Genomic DNA, 16330 nt, shown 5'->3' with positions numbered 1-16330 from the left:
CGCCTTCAACGTGGGAGGGGTCTGCTCCCTCCCACTTGGGTCATGTATTTACAACAGGCCGCCACCGTCGATATCAACCACCGCACCGGTCATAAAGCCATTTTCCATGGCCAGTACATACCCCGCCGCCACTTCTTCAGCCTGCCCTACCCGCCCAACCGGCAACCCTTGGCCCGCCTTGGCAAACATTGCCAAACGTTGCTCTTGGCCAAGCCCTGCATAGGCCGGTGTGTCTATCACCCCTGGGCTGATCACATTGACTCGACGCGGCGCCAGTTCTTTGGCCAGTTGTTTGCCCAAGGCCTCGGTTGCAGCGTTAATGCCCGTCTTGATGAACTGCCCTGCCGCCAACTTGCGCCCCAACTGGCCCGAGGTCAGGGTGATGCTGCCCTGTTCGTGCAAAAAGGGCAGCGCGTGTTGAATGGCGCGCAGTGCGCCCCAGAGCTTCACATCGAAGTTGTCCTGGGCTTCATCCAGGTCTGTTTCAATCAAAGGCTTGGCCCGCACCGAAGGCCCCGAGGTGTAGACCAGATGGTCAAAGCGCCCCACGGTTTCGAACAGTTGCTTTAACGAGGCGCTGTCGGTGACGTCCACCGGCTCGCTGCGCAGCCCGCTGTCGGAACCTGGCGCCAAGCGACGCCCGGCCACGATCACATGCGCGCCTCGCGCCAAGGCTGCCTGGGCCACTGCCGCGCCGATACCGCTGCTGCCGCCGATGACGATGATGGTTTTACCGCTCAGAGAAGAGGTCATGAGAAAACTACCTGGGTCAGAAAGTGAGCGCTCATCTTCCCAGCTTGGTAATCGATGAAAAATCCGGGTAAAACGACAAGATCTTTAAAGGATTTTTATCAATGAGCTCCATTCTCGACCTTGAAGTCTTCGTGCGCAGCGCCGACACCGGCAGCCTGACGGCCGCCGCCCGTGGCCTTGGCCTCACGCCGGCGGCGGCCAGCATTGCCCTCAAGCGCCTTGAAACCCGCCTCGGCATCCGCCTGCTCGCCCGCTCCACCCGCAGCATGCGCCTGACCGAAGAAGGCCGGCGTTACCTGGACAGTGTGCGGGTGGCACTGGAGGCGCTGTCGGACGGCGAGCACGCCATCAAGCAACAGGGCCAGAGTCTCAGTGGTTTATTGCAGTTGGCCGCGCCCTCGGACTTTGGTCGCAATGTGCTGCTGGGCTGGCTGGATGAGTTCAAGCTGGAGCACCCCACCATCCGTCTGCAACTGTTGCTCAACGACAGCAATGCCGACTTGTTTCGCGACACGGTCGACATCGCCTTGCGCTTTGGCGTGCCTAGAGACTCCAGCCTGGTGGCCCTGCCGGTGGTACCCGATCACCATCGCATTGCCTGCGCCAGCCCCGACTACCTGGCGCGCCACGGTACTCCGCATACGCCCGAAGATTTGGCCCACCACAACACGCTGCGCTATATGCGCCGGGGCCAGGCCAATAGCACCTGGTATTTCCGCCAGGGGGCGTTGCTTCAAGAAGTCGAGGTGAGCGGTGACTACCTCAGCGATGACGGCGAGATTGTCCGCCGCTGGGCGTTGGCGGGGCATGGCATTGCCTATAAGGCCAACCTGGATGTTGCCCGTGATATCCAGGGTGGGCGGTTGGTACCCTTGCTACCCGACTGGCAAGGCGAACCCGCGCCGTTCAACCTGATGTGCCCGCACCGCCTGCAAGTGTCGGAACGCGTGAAAGTGCTGCACCGTTTTTTACAGGCGCGCTGCCTGACTTTGCTACGCACATGAAGAAATGCCCCCAGGGCTTGTTCCAGAGCGCTCGGGTCTGGTATTGCATCACTTACATTTGCGTGAGGAGCTTTGCATGAATTACCGCACATTGGGCCAGTCCGGGTTGAAGGTCAGCGCACTCACCCTCGGCACCATGATGTTTGGCGAACAGACCAGCACCGAAGATTCGCTGCGCATCATCGACAAGGCCTGGGACCAGGGCATCAATTTCATCGACACGGCCGACCTGTATACAGGCGGGCGCTCCGAAGAAATCGTCGGTGAGGCGATCGCGCGCAACCGCCAGGATTGGGTGGTGGCCTCCAAGGTCGGCTTCGGCCCTACCGATGGCGTGCCCAACCGCAGCGGTTTGAGCCGCAAGCGTCTGTTCAACGCGCTGGACGCCAGCCTGGCACGCCTGGATACCGACTACCTGGACATCTACTACCTGCACCGCGAAGACCACGACACGCCGTTGGAGGTCACCGTGTCCGCCATGGGTGACCTGATCCGCCAGGGCAAGGTCCGCTATTGGGGCCTGTCCAATTACCGCGGTTGGCGCATCGCTGAAGTGATTCACGTGGCTGAACGCCTGGGCGTCGACAAACCCATCATCAGCCAGCCGTTGTACAACATCGTCAATCGCCAGGCCGAGGTCGAGCAGATCACCGCTGCAGCGGCGTACGGCCTGGGAGTGGTGCCGTACAGTCCACTGGCCCGAGGGGTCCTCAGCGGCAAGTACGCACCGGATGTCACGCCCGAGCCCGGCAGCCGTGCCGCGCGCCAGGATAAACGCATCCTGGAAACCGAGTGGCGAATTGAATCACTGCGCATTGCCCAGCAGATCCAGCAATACACCCAAGGGCGTGGCGTGGGGATCGTCGAGTTCGCAATCGCCTGGGTGCTGAACAATGCGGCGGTAAGCTCAGCGATTGTCGGGCCACGGACCGAGGCGCAGTGGGACGCCTACACCGGGGCGCTGGCGGTGAAGATCAGCGCTGAAGACGAGGCGTTCATTGATTCGTTGGTCACGCCGGGGCATTCGTCCTCGCCGGGGTTCAACGATGTCGGGCATTTTGTATCCGGTCGATTGGCACGCCTGTAGACTACCCGCGCAATAATTGGCTTTCGCGAGGACAACGTGTCTAAAGGTGTGGTGTTATCGGTCTTGGCTTCGGTGTTGTTTGCCGTGATGTATTACTTCACATCACTACTAACGCCCTTGAGTGGCCTGGAGATTTTCGGCTGGCGCATGTTGCTCACCGTGCCCTGCATGACGGTGTTCATGCTCGTCAGCGGCGAGTGGCGCCGGGTCTGGGAACTGCTGCGCATGCTCGCGGCCGAGCCACGGCTGATCGGGGGCATACTGGTGTCGTCGGCCTTGCTTGGCGTGCAGCTGTGGTTGTTCATGTGGGCACCGCTCAACGGGCGCAGCCTGGATGTGTCGGTCGGTTACTTCCTGCTGCCGCTGACCATGGTGCTCACCGGGCGCCTGGTGTGGGGCGAACAGCTTTCCTACCTGCAAAAGATCGCGGTGTTTTTTGCCGGGCTCGGGGTACTCAACGAGTTATACCAGGCAGGTGGGTTCTCCTGGGCGACGCTGGTGGTGATCATCGGTTACCCGCTGTACTTTATCGTGCGTAAATACCTCAAGACCGACCACCTGGGCGGCCTGTGGCTGGACATGGCGCTGATGCTGCCGGTGGCATGGTGGTTTGTGCAAAGCGGCGAACAGGGCTTTGCAGTGATGGATGCCCACCCCAATCTGTATGCGCTGATCCCGATACTGGGTCTGATCAGCGCTTCGGCGTTGGTGAGCTATATCATCGCCAGCCGGCTGCTTGCGTTCAGCCTGTTCGGGCTGCTCAGTTATGTCGAGCCAGTGCTGTTGCTGGTGGTGGCGCTGCTGCTGGGTGAAGGGATCAAGGCAGGCCAATGGCTGACCTACATCCCGATCTGGATCGCGGTCATGGTGCTGGTGTTCGAAGGGTTCAAGCATCTGGTGCGGCAGCGTAGGGTTTGACCGACGAACAGTCGACAAACTGCAACTGTGCTTGATGATGTTGAGTAGCCCCATCATCATCCAAGGTGGTGAACTGTAATTGCGGGCCGGATAGGTCGCCGCTAGGCAACTCAGGTAACGCAACCCGTGCAGTAGCATAAGGTGCAACCATCGGCGGATCTTCGCTGTGATGCTCCACACCACCGAGTGTCAGAACCACACCAGACAAGGTCACGTGATACGCCGTGGGGTTAAGCACCTCCAACCCCGCGGCGTCCCCTCGGCTTAGGCACCATTGAAGCGCATGAACCACGTCCTGCACCTGTCCCGGCAATTCGGCGGGCCGGAGGAAAAGCTTGATCCGCGTACGAAAGGCAAATTGCAGGGCGTTGGTTTCATCGGATGCCTCAACGCTCGGTCTGATTGCCAGTACGTTCAGCCAGTACACCGACTCCCGGTCGGCCACCTGTTTTGGCGTTTGATCATGCATGATCCGCAAGGCGCGCCCGGTACCCGCGTTCATACGGGCGATGGGTGGCGTAATCGTGAACGGCACATCACTGTTCTCGGGTGCCGCCATCGCATCGCCATCATCGATCCACGCTTGCACTAGGCGCGGACCGTCAGCCTCATTGTGCAGATTGACCACCACCGTGCGCGCGGTAACCGGGTAGATGACACGCGTGCGGTCAATCACGATTTCGCCTTGCACGGCGATTGCCTGCAAGCTCATCAGCACGCCCAGGCCCCCGCGCCAAAGCGCGCTGCTCATCGGTAGCTCATTGTGAATGACGCCAACCCGTTCGCGCTGCCGGGACGGATCGAGGACGCGGTCTGGATATAACGTGCGGTCAAAGGGATCTGGACAGTCGCATTGCCAGTACTGCCGACCAGCCACTGATTCGGGTTCCCAATCGTCGTGGAGTCAGCCCCATAGCGCACCAGCGTGTTCCCCCGTAGTAATTGCAGAGCAACGCCACTGGCCACAGAGGTACGGGTCAAGGACAGCACGTCGCTGCGATTAGCCGGCACGGTCTGGTCTGTCACCGTCACAAATACGTCACGCGTTGCCCCGCCGATGCCACCCGCACATGACAGTGTGATATTGCGGGTCACGCTGCCGGCGAAGCTGCCCACGCCGCGAAAATCACGAGCAGCCACGGCCGGCATAGGCATGGCGACCGAAGGTGTTGAGACCCTGCAGGTGGGTTTTCGTGGCGCATTGATGGTGACGTTGGAGAAGTTCACTGCGTAATAGCCAGCGCCGGTGATGGGCGTGCCGGTGATCGTATACCTTGCAATGTTTCTGGCGGTGATCGTGCCACCCGTTATGGCGCCTGTGGCGACAAAATAAATTCGGGTATCAAGCCCAAGGACGATGGGCCTTGCTCTGGCATCTCCAACAATGAGTGTGACACCTGCCGTGTTGATGGCCATGAACGGCCGGTTCGGGTCCCTCGCCATCAGGGCAAACCCCACCCCAGGCACATTGGTGGCATACACTGGCATTGAAAGCCCGCTAGCGAAAAATGTCCGGCCCGTCGGCGTGCTATTGACCAGTGCCAGCCTGGCCTGTGCCCCTAAAGCAATTCGTGTGGTACACCGAAGCGCGGACGATGGAGGACTGTCGAAGCGATAGCCATTGGCGGACCCGACCACCTGCCCGATTTGCTGCCCGGCCGCAACCGTGATCGGGGGAATGGAAATATTTACCGCCGGGCCGGGGGCACAGGTGATCGCTTGAGCTTCCAGCGCCACCATCCATCCTCCCAGCACCACGCTGGCAAGTGAAAACCTAGTCATGAAAACAACACCTCTGTCATATCGAATAAGTCATGCGCCGCAACAGTCATCCATCGGCACTCACTCATAGCTGCCCCGCAACCTGGCGCCCTTGGCTTGCCACGCACACCCCCTGAAGGTAATCGGTAGTGGCCTGTCGTTGGCCCTCGGTGATCGGCGGCATGTGGTAGTAGATATCGCACTGCTCGGCGATTTTGCTGCCCCACTTGACGGTCAGACGACCTTCCTGCGGGATGTCTCGGACGAAGGCTTTACTGGCCTGCCCCACCACGCCTACCTCACGCCCTTGCGCATCAAATACCTGTGCTGCAAATGGCAGCGGGCTGCCATTCTCGTGGACGCCCTTGACCAGTACCGCCCGACCACTGAGCGTGTCGAACTTGACCAGCGATACTGCGCCCGAGGTCGGTACGACGTTGCGCGTCGACTCCTGGAGCTCTACATCCATCGACATGCCTTCTGGATCGATTTCCACCGTATTATTCTGGAACGCCGTCAGATTGGGCACGACAGCGAACCCGCTGCTGTTGACCCGTGCACCGCTGCTCCCCCCGAGCCTGGCCCCTTCTGCACCTGGCACATGCACCAGCGCCGAGGCTTCGCCGAGGCTTTGCGAGAACGCGATACCTTCGGCATGAACGACCACCCCACCATCGGCGCCAAACGAAAGCTGCGAGCTATCGCGGCTCTGGCTATATCCGGCACGCAGTTGGGTGGCATCCGTGCGATAGCCGGCATAGGTGTTGAACTGGCCGGAGTGCGTGCTTTCACTGGTTGCGCGGCTGGCTGAAACACCGTAGTTGAGCGCGGTGTCCTCGCCCAGGAACCCGTTGATGCCCACCTGCTGCTGGCTGCCCCGTGTATCACCGGTATCCCGGGAGAACGAAGTATTGATCGTCGGCGCTCGCGATTCGCCCCCCAGCGGCATCGACAGTGTGAGCATGTAGCGGTTATCGATACGCCCGGGTTGGCCGATACGCCCGAAAAACACATCGTCGCTGAGCTCGCTTTGGGTCAGTTGTCGCGTGTCCTGGACCCTGGAACGCTGTGCCGACAGGTTCCAGTTGACCTTGTTCCAGGTCGAGCCATAGCTGGCGGTGAATGAAACCTGGCGCCCTTCCTGTCCTCCCCAATAGTCGACGGAGCTGCCGTACAAGCTCAAGGTGCCGATACCCAACTGCTGGCTGACTGTCATGTCGAGCCGGCTTTTTTGCCGGGCATAGCTGTTGATGTCACCTGCCCGGCTCGCGATTTCGCGCACATTCAGTGCATCCTGCAGGTTCAGGTAACCCTCGGTGGAGAACCGGTACGCACCCAGCGCAAAATGCGTACCCGAGGCCGGCAGGCTTTTGTTGTAACCCAGCCCCAGGCTTTGCCCGGACTGGCGCCCATGATCGGGCACCTCGGTATGGGAGGTGGCAGTGTCCAGAGAGAACGCACCGAAGGACGTATTCAACGCGATACCGAGCTTTCCCTGTTCATAGCCTTTGGAAACACTGCCGCCACCGTAGACCGTCAGATCATCGGTCAAGCCGTGCTGCAAAGTGCCTTGAAAGACGTTGGCGCCCTTCGCATCAACGCCCTTTTGCTGCACCTTACCCAAGGTGGCGCTATACTTTGTCGCGTCGGCGCGCAATAACTGCGGGGCCACCGAGTACGGCACGACGAAGGTGTTCCGACGCCCGTCGACTTCGGTCACGCTGACGATCAAATCACCACCGTAGCCGGTGGCATGTAGGTCACTGATAACAAAGGGGCCGGGCGGTACCGTGGTCTCATAAATGGTGTAGCCGTTCTGGCTGACCGTGACCGTTGCATTACTGTCGGCCGTCCCCCGAACCTGCGGTGCGTAACCTTGCTGCGTCTGCGGGCGCATCCGGTCGTCGGTGGCCAGAGTGACGCCCCGCACGCGCACCCCGTCGACAATCTGTCCGTTGCTGAAGGTGTCTCCGAGGGTCAGTTGTGACTGCCAGGGGATGATGCTGCGCTGTACATAAGTGGACGTGTTCTGATAAGTCTCGAAGCCAGTGCGGTTGCCCCAGGCCTGGGCGCCCTGATGTCGCAAGCGCCATGCACCCAGGTTGATACCGGCATTGAGGCCCAGGTAAGTACGACCGTCACCTTCACCTGCGGTGACCGTATTGGTACTGAAGTTGTAATTGAGCAGCCCGGCGGCAATGCCCTCATCCAACAACTCGGGGTCAATGTAGCCGCGCATGGAACGCTTCATGTAGGCCTGCGGCACGCTCGCCGCCAACTCGAGTGCACCCGGATCGAACGTACTGGATGCCATCGGAATCCACTGCCCCAGGTCGCCGCAGTACTGGCCGGCGGCGGCAGGGTTCGAGAGTTCGCGCCCATGGGCATCGGTATCGACTTTATCCATCGCGATGCCGATTTTTTCCAATACTTCACGACTCAAGCACGGCTGCGCCCCGGTCTTTGCATGGGCCGCAACAAACTCCACCTCCCTGCGCCCCAGGGTCTGGCCGTTGACTACGATATCTACGCGGTATATGCCAGGGCTCATCTGGTTGCTGGTATTGAACCGTGACGTGTCAACCGACGACGCCAGGCCACTGGAGAATGCGTTCAGATCAAAGCTCAACTCAGACGCAAGCGCGACATCGCTTGCGATCACGGCCGCACTCATCAAACTGCCCAGCATTATCGTGCGATGCTGGAATGGCAAAATCGGGGCGCAGCGATGCACCCGTACTTGGATGTGACTAGGCATAGTTATGACTTCAGTGGACGCTGAGAAATGTACGTTTGCTTGCCATCAGCAACGTTTCGGGGCCGCGTTCAGCGGTGCAATACAGCAGGCTGCGTGGATGAAAAGCCGCCGAAATCGTTGATATAAGTGAAATCCACCCGCGCATCGGCGGGTATTACCTTCGCGGCTTTCGGCACCGGCACCTTCAACGTGCCTCCTGGTTCCACCATGCCCTCCGTCAGGGACAGTTTTTCCGCTTCGGGACCAGAGCCCATGAGCAGGACAATGTCGTTGAAGGTGACGTGATACGCCGAGGGGTTATGCACCCGTATCACGCTGCCTTGGGCGCCCCGTTCCACGGACCAGCGCAACAGCCCAGGCGCCTCCTCGGGTGTTCCAGATAGCTGCGCCGGACGGAAAAACACTTTGGTGCGGATACGAAACGCGAACTTGAAGTGATTCCGCTGGCTGTCTTCAAGCGTGGGGTCAAACTCACTGGTAGCGCCAGGCACTTCAAGTACGTTCAACCAGAACAGCGACTCTCTATCCGTCGGCAGCGGTGCCTTGGTGTAGGACAGGCGCATGGACTGACTTTTGCCGGCGTCCAGGCGAAATACAGGAGGAGACAGCACGAAAGGCACATCGCTCAATGTCGGCGCTTCCTGCGCGTCACCCGCGTCCAGCCACGCCTGCACCAGGCGGGGCGCGTGTTTGTCATCATTGGTTACTCGCACGGTGACCTCACGTCGCTGCTCGGGGTAAATCTGTCGCGTACCGTCGATAACCACTCCCGCGTGCACCGTGTGCGATGCCATCCCCAAAGCCAGGCTCAGCGCGACCGGCACCACACGACGACTCAAGATCATCAGTAAATCCTGCATCAGGTAATCCTTGAAAACGGTTGTCCTGCGCCCGACCACTGGGTCGAGCGAGGATCTCAGGCAATAAACGCAGTGGTCATCAGCCTGGCTGCATCAAGGAAAGGTGACCGAGTACTGCACGCTGCTGGTGACATTGCCCGCGCCTGCCGCTCCGCCGTTGGCGATGTAGCGTGCGTAAAACGGCAAGGTCGCCAGACCACTGGTAACGGTGGCAACGGTCGAGTTATTACCTGTGCGCAAGTCCATTGGCGTGTTGGAAGCCCCATCGAGAATTTGTACCTCCACCCGGGAGGCGGGTGTCGCCGTTGCCGTGTTACGCAGGTTGCCGGTTGCCGGGTTGATGCCAGGGCTGGTCGGTTCATAACGTACGGCGACCTTGGTACCGTCCGGGCACCCGCCCGAGCCGCCCACATACACAAAGTAGCGCTTGGCGCCTGCCGTATCGCCTGCTGCCTTGAGAGCCGAGGTTTGTACGCGGTCAAGCACTACCGGAAAGTTAGCGCCTGAGCCTGGCGAGGCCCCGGTACCGCCGCTGATGGTGCAGGTGGTGCCACTGACCGAGCCGGTGATCGTGATGGTACCGTCTGCCGCATGCGCGGAGCTGGCAGCGAAGCCGCACAAAGCGAGCACTGCAGCCGCCAGAGTTTGTTTTGTCATAATCAGTCTTTCCTCACAATTGGGGTTCGCGAAACGCAAGGTTGCGACACAGGAGAAGATCAGCTCTTGCGTCACTCCTGAGTGGAAGCCATGTCGACTCCGTTCCCCCTGCCCCGAGGATTTGTCTGTTACAAGATCGGTCGGGCCTGTTTGGCAGGCAAAAAAAGGCTCCGTACCTTTCGATACGGAGCCTGTGCGTGAAGCGCCGGAACAGCCTGCCCGGCCTCACATGGATCAGTCGGCGGTCAAGACCCCACGACGCACCTGGTCGCGCTCGATCGACTCGAACAGTGCCTTGAAGTTGCCCTCGCCAAACCCATCGTCGCCTTTGCGCTGGATGAATTCGAAGAACACCGGGCCCATCAGGGTTTCCGAGAAGATCTGCAACAGAAGACGCTTGTCACCGGCAATCGACGAGCCGTCCAGCAGGATGCCGCGCGATTGCAACTGGTCCACTGGTTCACCGTGGTTCGGCAGGCGGCCTTCGAGCATTTCGTAATACGTGTCTGGCGGCGCCGTCATGAAGCGCATGCCGATCTTCTTCAGTGCATCCCAGGTCTTGACCAGGTCGTCAGTGAGGAACGCGACGTGCTGGATACCCTCACCGTTGAACTGCATCAGGAACTCTTCGATCTGCCCGGCACCCTTGGACGACTCCTCGTTCAGCGGGATACGGATCTTGCCGTCCGGCGCGCTCATGGCCTTGGAGGTCAGACCGGTGTACTCGCCCTTGATATCGAAATAACGCGCTTCGCGGAAGTTGAACAGCTTCTCGTAGAAGTTGGCCCAATAGATCATGCGCCCGCGATAGACGTTGTGGGTCAGGTGGTCGATGACCTTCAGGCCAGCGCCTACCGGGTTGCGATCAACACCTTCGAGATAGACGAAGTCGATGTCGTAGATCGAGTTGCCTTCGCCGAACCGGTCGATCAGGTACAACGGCGAACCGCCAATGCCTTTGATCGCCGGCAGGTTCAGCTCCATCGGGCCGGTGTCGATGTGGATCGGCTGGGCGCCCAGCTCCAGGGCACGTTTGTAGGCCTGTTGCGAGTCCTTGACGCGGAACGCCATGCCGCACACCGACGGGCCATGCTCGGCCGCGAAGTAAGAAGCGAGGCTGTCGGGTTCGTTGTTGAGGATCAGGTTGATCTCGCCCTGGCGATACAGGTGCACGTTCTTGGAACGGTGGGTCGCCACTTTGGTGAAACCCATGATCTCGAAGATCGGCTCCAGGGTGCCTGGGGTGGGCGATGCAAATTCGATGAATTCAAAGCCCATCAGGCCCATTGGGTTGTCGAGTTGGTCGGTCATGTTCGGTGCCTCATCATTCTTGTGGGTAGCAATTGTTTAGCTGCAAGCAAGGATGAGGCTGGAGGGTGGCGCACAAGAAAGGCCTCGCACGCTGCGGGCGAGGAAGTCACCAAAGATGAGGGGGGAGCCAAGTAGCTTCATGGTGTCATCAGTCTCTGACGGCCGAGGCTTGCGTGAGCGCAAGTCCATATTCTTGTATGCGTAAACTGATTCTACACAGCGTAACCAGGTTTGTCCGTACTCTTATCAAATCCCCATTGCCCTGCCCCGCGCAAGGGGTTTGTTGCACAGGTAGATGCCCAACAGGATGACCGCGCCACCCGCCAGCATCGGCACCGATTACGCAGCCCAGGATCAACAGGTCACCGACCCAAGCGTTGCGGGCCCCCTGCATGAGGTTGGGATTGCGGCTCACGATCACCATAGCCGCCCCCAGCAGGCACAGCCCGATACCCAGCCACTTGGCCCGGCCCAGGCGCTCCTTGAACAACAACCAGGACGCCAGGCCGATCACTGCCGGGTTCAATGCCACGATCAAGGACGCCCGCGACGCATTGATGTAGTGAAGGCCATAGAAAAAACACAGGTTGTAGAAAAAGATGCCGCATAGGCCCAGCAGTACCAGCCGCGCCATTTGCCCTGTAGTTGGGCGCGCCAGTGGGATGCGCGCGCAGGCCAGGAACAGCAGCAACGCGAGGCTGGCCAGGATAAACCGCAGGCAGGCCTCTCCCGCAACCCTGGCGTTTATCGCACTGGCGCAAACGCTCTACCCTGATTCCGGGGCTCACCGGTAACTCAGGGTAAACGAGGCCAGGCCGTTGGCGGTCCCAGGCTTGATGGTCGACGCGGTTTGAACGTAACGGGCGGTCAAGGGAATCGTCAGGGCGCCGTTGCCCGTGTTTGCGACCTGCCATTGGTTCGGGTTGCCCACGCCGGAGGAATCGGGCCCATAGCTTACCAACCGATCGCCACTGAGCAATTGCAGGGCGACGCCGCGGGCGTGCGAGTTGCGGGTCAAGGACAACTGGTTACTGCGGTTGCCGGGTTCCGTCTGGTCAGTCACGGTGATCCATACATCCAGGATGCCGCCGGTGCCGCCGGCACAGTCCAGGGTTATGTTGCGACTAACGCTGCCGGCGCTGCTGCCGACTCCCTTGAAATCACGGCTGGGCACCTGCCCCAGCGGCATTGCAAGCGACGGCGTGGTCACCCGGCAAGTTGGCTTTTGCGGCGGCAATATCACCGTATCGGCAAAGTTGACCGAGGCAGCGCCGGGGCTTTCGATATTGACATTGGTCAGCATATACCTGGCGACTGTGTTTCCAGGGATGGTGCCCGAGGTGATCGGGCCCGTTGCCACCAGATACACGCGCCCTTGCAGGCCCCAGCCATTGGGTTTGTTGTGCTTGGTGTCCAACAGCGTGACGCCGGTGTGGGTGATGACCTTCAAATGCTGGGACGGATCCCCGGCCATCATGACGAACCCGACGCCAGGGTAGCTGGTCGCATAGACGGGCAACGTCAGCCCATTTGCGTTGAACGTCATGCCGGTTGCCGGCGAATTGACCACGCTGAGGTTGGCCGACACCGGCTGCGACAATGGCCAGTCGGTGTAGCGGCACCGCATGACAAAGCCATTGCCGGCGAAGTCATAGCCACTTGGGTAGCCAATCGCCTCGCCCACCTGCAGGTTGTTAGGCAGGGTGATGGGCGGGACGAACAGCGTCACCGGGGCTTGGGGGGTACAGACGCCTGCATTGAAATGCGCCTGTGCGTCCATCGCGACTGCGCAAATACTCAAGCACACGCCAATCTGTAAAAACCTGAACATAAATTGCCGGACACCGTTCATATCGCCAAATCCTTCGTGTGCCCCAAAGACACTGTGTGCGTACGCGTCATGCCATGGTCATCCAGGGTGGTAAATCGCAGCGCGACCGTACCCTGCCCCCACGGCGCCCTGCCCTCCAGCACGATGCGGGCAACCGAACGCGGCAACAGCATCGGCGGGGCCTCACTGTGGTACTCGACGCCATCGACGGTCAGCAATACGCTGGAAAGCGTCACATGAAAGGCACTGGGATTGCGCACCTGCAGGACCGGGCCGTCGCCCGCCAGGCGCCACTGCAACGTATCCACCGCCTGCTGCGCTTTGCCTGGCAACGCGTCCGGGCGCAGGAAGAGCTTGATCCGTGTGCGAAAGGCAAATTGCAGCTGGTTGCCGGTGTCGACAGACGGGCGGATCCCTAGCACATTCAGCCAGTACACCAACTCCTGAGGCACGGCCATGGCCTTGTCTTGGGTCGCGTGGTACATCACCCGCAATGCGCGGTGCTTGCCGGCATCCAGGCGCAGGATCGGCGGGGTCACCGTAAAGGGCACATCACTGGACTCAGGCGCGACCTGCGGGTCGCCCGCATCGATCCACACCTGGGCCAATCGCGGGCCGTCGGCCTCATTGTGCAGGTTGACCGTTACCCCAGCGGCGCTGGCCGGGTAAATGATGCGCGTGCGGTCAATGACGATTTCCCCATGGGCCAATACTGTCTGCACCGCCAGGGCCAGGCCAAGCAGCGCGCGGAGCAATCGATGAGTCATCAACTGCGCTCCTCGTCCGCATCACCATGGTCGGCACATTGACTGACCAACTGGTCCGCGCTTTCCTGGCGTTGCTCGGGCCTGCGCGGCGGCAAACGGTAATGGATGAAGCACTGGTCAGCCGCCCCTGCATTCCAGCGCACCGTCAACCGCCCCTGGTCGGCAACCCCGCGCACAAAAGCCTTGCCAGCCTGGCCGATCACGCCGATTTCGACGCCGCGCTCGTCAAACACTTGCGCGGCAAATGGCAACGGCTTGCCACCCAGATGAGTGGCCTTGATCACCACGGCACGGCCACTGACGGTCTCGAACCTGACCAGTGAGACGGCTCCCAGCGTCGGCACCACGGCGTGACTCGATTCCTTGAGTTCGACATCCATGGGCATGCCCTCGGGATCGATATCTACTTCATTGCGCTGATAAGCCCTGAGGGCTGGCAGCACCGCATAACCCTGCTTATCGATACGCGCCCCGCTGCTGCCGAGCCGGGCACCTTGTGCATCCGGCGCATACACCAGTGCCGAGGCTTCACCGAGGTTTTGCGCGAAGGTCACGCCACCCTCGTGGGCTATCAGCCCGCCATCGGCACTCATGGATAGTTGCGAACTGTCGCGGGCCTGGGCATAGCCGGCCCGCAGGCTTGCAGCCCGGCTGCGGTAGCCCGCGTAGGCATTGAAGCTGGAGCCTTGCTGGTGGCCCGTGCCACGGCTGCCGGTCAGCCCGTAGCTGGCTTCACCGCTGTCACCCAGCAAACCATTGATTCCCACCTGATGCTGGCTGCCGCGTGAATCGCCAGCATCGTGCGACAGGCTGCTGCTCAGGGTTGGCGCACGCGTTCCTGCGCCCAATGGCATGGACAGTGTCAGCACCAGGTGATTATCCACGCGCCCGGCTTGCGCCGACCGGCCAAAAAAGATTTCGTCGCTGCGCTCGTGATCGTTCAATTGATGGGTTTCACTGACACGCGAGCGCTGCGCCGAAAGGTTCCAGTTGAGTGACTTCCAATTAGCCGCATAACTGAGGGTGAAGGATGTCTGGCGCCCTTGGCGGCCCGCCCAGTAGTCGATGGAGCTGCCATACAGGCTCAGCGAGCCTGCGCCCAACTGCTGGCTGATTGTCAGGTCGAGGCGGCTTTTCTGCCTGGCGTAACTGTTGATACTCCCGCCTTGGCGGGCCAGTTCCCGCACATTGAGCGCATCAGGCAGGTTCAGGTACCCGGCCGTGGAGAAACGATAGGCGCCCAGCGCAAAGTGCGTTCCCGAGAACGGCAGGTTCTTGTTATAGGCCAGGCCCCAGCTTTGCCCGCCGACTACGCCCAGCCCCTGAACCTGAGTGCGCGAGTAGGTGCTGTCGAGGGAGAACGCGCCAATCGGAGTGCTCATCGCCAGGCCGGCCTTGGCCTGGCCGTAGCCTTGGGAAAGCGTACTGCCACCATAGGCGCTAATACGATCGCCCAGGCCATGCTGCAGCATACCCTGCAAGATCAGCGGGCTGGCATCGCTGACGCCGTATTGCTGCAACTGCCCCAAGGTCACGCTGTAGTGGCTGGCACCGTCACGCAGCAGGTAAGGCACCACGGAGTAAGGCACCACGAAGCTGCTGCGCCGGCCGTCGACCTCGGTGACGCTGACGTGTAGGTCGCCGCCGTACCCGGTGGGGTACAGGTCATCGATGACAAACGGCCCCGGGGCCACTGTGGTTTCGTAGAGGGTGTAGCCGTTCTGGCGCACTGTCACCGTGGCATTGCTGTCGGCAATGCCTCGCACCTGAGGCGCATAGCCTTGTTGCGACTGGGCAAGCATGCGGTCATCGGTGGCCAGGGTGATGCCGCGTATACGCACACCGTCGAGGATCTGGCCACTGCTGAAGCTGTCGCCGACGGTCAGTTGTGAACGCCAGGCGGCAAGGGACCGTTGCAGGTAGGTGGCGGTGTGTTGATAACGCGCCAGGCCGCTACCGGATGCCCATGCCTGCCCACCCTGATGGCGTAGCCGCCAGTCGCCCAGGTTGAGCCCGCCGTTGAGGCCCAGGTAGCCACGATCCTCACCGGCGCCCGCTGTCGCCGTCGCGGCACTGAAGTTGTAGTTGAGCAGCGCGGCGTCAATGCCATTGTCCCATTCAGACGGGTCAATGTAGCCGCGCGCGGAACGGTTGATATAGATCTGCGGGATGCTGACATCCAGGGTCAGGGTCTCGATATCGACGCGGCTGCTGGCCATGGGTATCCACTCGGCAAAATCCCGGCAGGCATGCTCGGTGTTATCCGCCAGCGCCTGCACAGAAACCCCCAGTTGGCCAAGCTCGGCAGCGTTCAGGCACGGCTGGGCGTCGTCCTGCCCGGCAAAGGGGGCGAAGGTGATCTCGCGGCGCCCCATCGATTGCCCGTTGAGCATCACATCTACGCGGTAAACACCTGGCGCCAACACGTTGGTGGTATTGAAGCGTGAGATATCTGCCGAAGAGGACAGGCCGCTGGCGAACGCCTCGATGTCAAACACCAGTGGCGCGGCTTCTGCCGACATCAATAAGGTACTGAGCAGGCCCAGCCACAGCAGTAAGTTGGGGTTGGCAAACAGCCAGGCCGTAAAGCGGTGAACGGGTATTTGCAATAAGGCATACATGA

13 protein-coding genes and 1 pseudogene are annotated in these 16330 nt (G+C 60.8%); 3 read left to right on the top strand and 11 right to left on the bottom strand.

Annotated features, from left to right (window positions below; genetic code table 11):
* Positions 1–48: 48 nt before the first annotated feature.
* Positions 49–753, bottom strand: coding sequence for an SDR family oxidoreductase (locus tag JJD66_RS06730; protein WP_200647825.1), 705 nt, complete (start codon positions 751–753; stop codon positions 49–51).
* 101 nt (positions 754–854) lie between these two features.
* On the opposite strand from JJD66_RS06730, the gene JJD66_RS06725 reads away from it, so the two are divergent.
* The 3 genes from JJD66_RS06725 (at position 855) to rarD (ending at position 3762) form a co-directional block, all read left to right on the top strand.
* Positions 855–1757 (top strand): LysR family transcriptional regulator, encoded by a 903-nt coding sequence (locus JJD66_RS06725; protein ID WP_200647824.1) that lies wholly within the window; start codon positions 855–857, stop codon positions 1755–1757.
* A 76-nt stretch (positions 1758–1833) separates the two neighbouring features.
* On the top strand, positions 1834–2844 hold the full coding sequence (locus JJD66_RS06720) for an aldo/keto reductase (RefSeq protein WP_105226885.1): 1011 nt from the start codon (positions 1834–1836) through the stop codon (positions 2842–2844).
* Between the two features lie 36 nt (positions 2845–2880).
* Positions 2881–3762 (top strand): EamA family transporter RarD, encoded by an 882-nt coding sequence (gene rarD, locus JJD66_RS06715; protein WP_198716182.1) that lies wholly within the window; start codon positions 2881–2883, stop codon positions 3760–3762.
* Here the strand turns inward: rarD and JJD66_RS06710 are convergent.
* The 10 genes and pseudogenes from JJD66_RS06710 to JJD66_RS06665 all read right to left on the bottom strand — a co-directional run bounded on the left by JJD66_RS06710 (position 3731) and on the right by JJD66_RS06665 (position 16328).
* Positions 3731–4513, bottom strand: a complete 783-nt coding sequence (locus JJD66_RS06710; protein ID WP_200647823.1) for a fimbrial biogenesis chaperone — start codon at positions 4511–4513, stop codon at positions 3731–3733. The two genes, rarD and JJD66_RS06710, sit on opposite strands and share 32 nt — an antisense overlap.
* Complete coding sequence (locus tag JJD66_RS06705) at positions 4510–5544, bottom strand: fimbrial protein (RefSeq protein WP_198716180.1); 1035 nt, start codon at positions 5542–5544, stop codon at positions 4510–4512. Before JJD66_RS06705 ends, JJD66_RS06710 begins: the two co-directional genes overlap by 4 nt.
* Before the next feature lie 64 nt (positions 5545–5608).
* Entirely contained in the window at positions 5609–8185 is a 2577-nt protein-coding gene (locus tag JJD66_RS06700; RefSeq protein ID WP_256595199.1) for a fimbria/pilus outer membrane usher protein, read from the bottom strand.
* Positions 8186–8349: 164 nt separating this feature from the next.
* On the bottom strand, positions 8350–9141 hold the full coding sequence (locus JJD66_RS06695; protein ID WP_234452170.1) for a fimbrial biogenesis chaperone: 792 nt from the start codon (positions 9139–9141) through the stop codon (positions 8350–8352).
* Positions 9142–9234: 93 nt separating this feature from the next.
* The gene (locus JJD66_RS06690) at positions 9235–9798 is read right to left on the bottom strand and encodes a fimbrial protein (RefSeq protein ID WP_034127482.1); all 564 of its coding nucleotides are present in this window, start codon (positions 9796–9798) and stop codon (positions 9235–9237) included.
* 234 nt (positions 9799–10032) lie between these two features.
* Positions 10033–11109, bottom strand: a complete 1077-nt coding sequence (gene hppD, locus JJD66_RS06685) for a 4-hydroxyphenylpyruvate dioxygenase (RefSeq protein ID WP_034127483.1) — start codon at positions 11107–11109, stop codon at positions 10033–10035.
* Between the two features lie 334 nt (positions 11110–11443).
* Positions 11444–11833: pseudogene (locus tag JJD66_RS06680) on the bottom strand (DMT family transporter); the annotation flags it as partial.
* Between the two features lie 60 nt (positions 11834–11893).
* Positions 11894–12910: a fimbrial protein gene (locus tag JJD66_RS06675; protein ID WP_200647821.1), complete on the bottom strand. Its 1017-nt coding sequence runs from the start codon at positions 12908–12910 to the stop codon at positions 11894–11896.
* A gap of 47 nt (positions 12911–12957) precedes the next feature.
* Complete coding sequence (locus JJD66_RS06670; protein ID WP_198716178.1) at positions 12958–13707, bottom strand: fimbrial biogenesis chaperone; 750 nt, start codon at positions 13705–13707, stop codon at positions 12958–12960.
* On the bottom strand, positions 13707–16328 hold the full coding sequence (locus tag JJD66_RS06665; protein ID WP_200647820.1) for a fimbria/pilus outer membrane usher protein: 2622 nt from the start codon (positions 16326–16328) through the stop codon (positions 13707–13709). Before JJD66_RS06665 ends, JJD66_RS06670 begins: the two co-directional genes overlap by 1 nt.
* Between the last annotated feature and the right edge of the window lie 2 nt (positions 16329–16330).

The sequence above is a fragment of the Pseudomonas sp. MF6751 genome (assembly GCF_016613265.1).
Classification (GTDB): Bacteria; Pseudomonadota; Gammaproteobacteria; order Pseudomonadales; family Pseudomonadaceae; genus Aquipseudomonas; species Aquipseudomonas fluorescens_BV.
The sequence above is the reverse complement of the archived record's forward strand: the minus strand, read 5'-3'. Positions and strand labels throughout refer to the sequence as shown.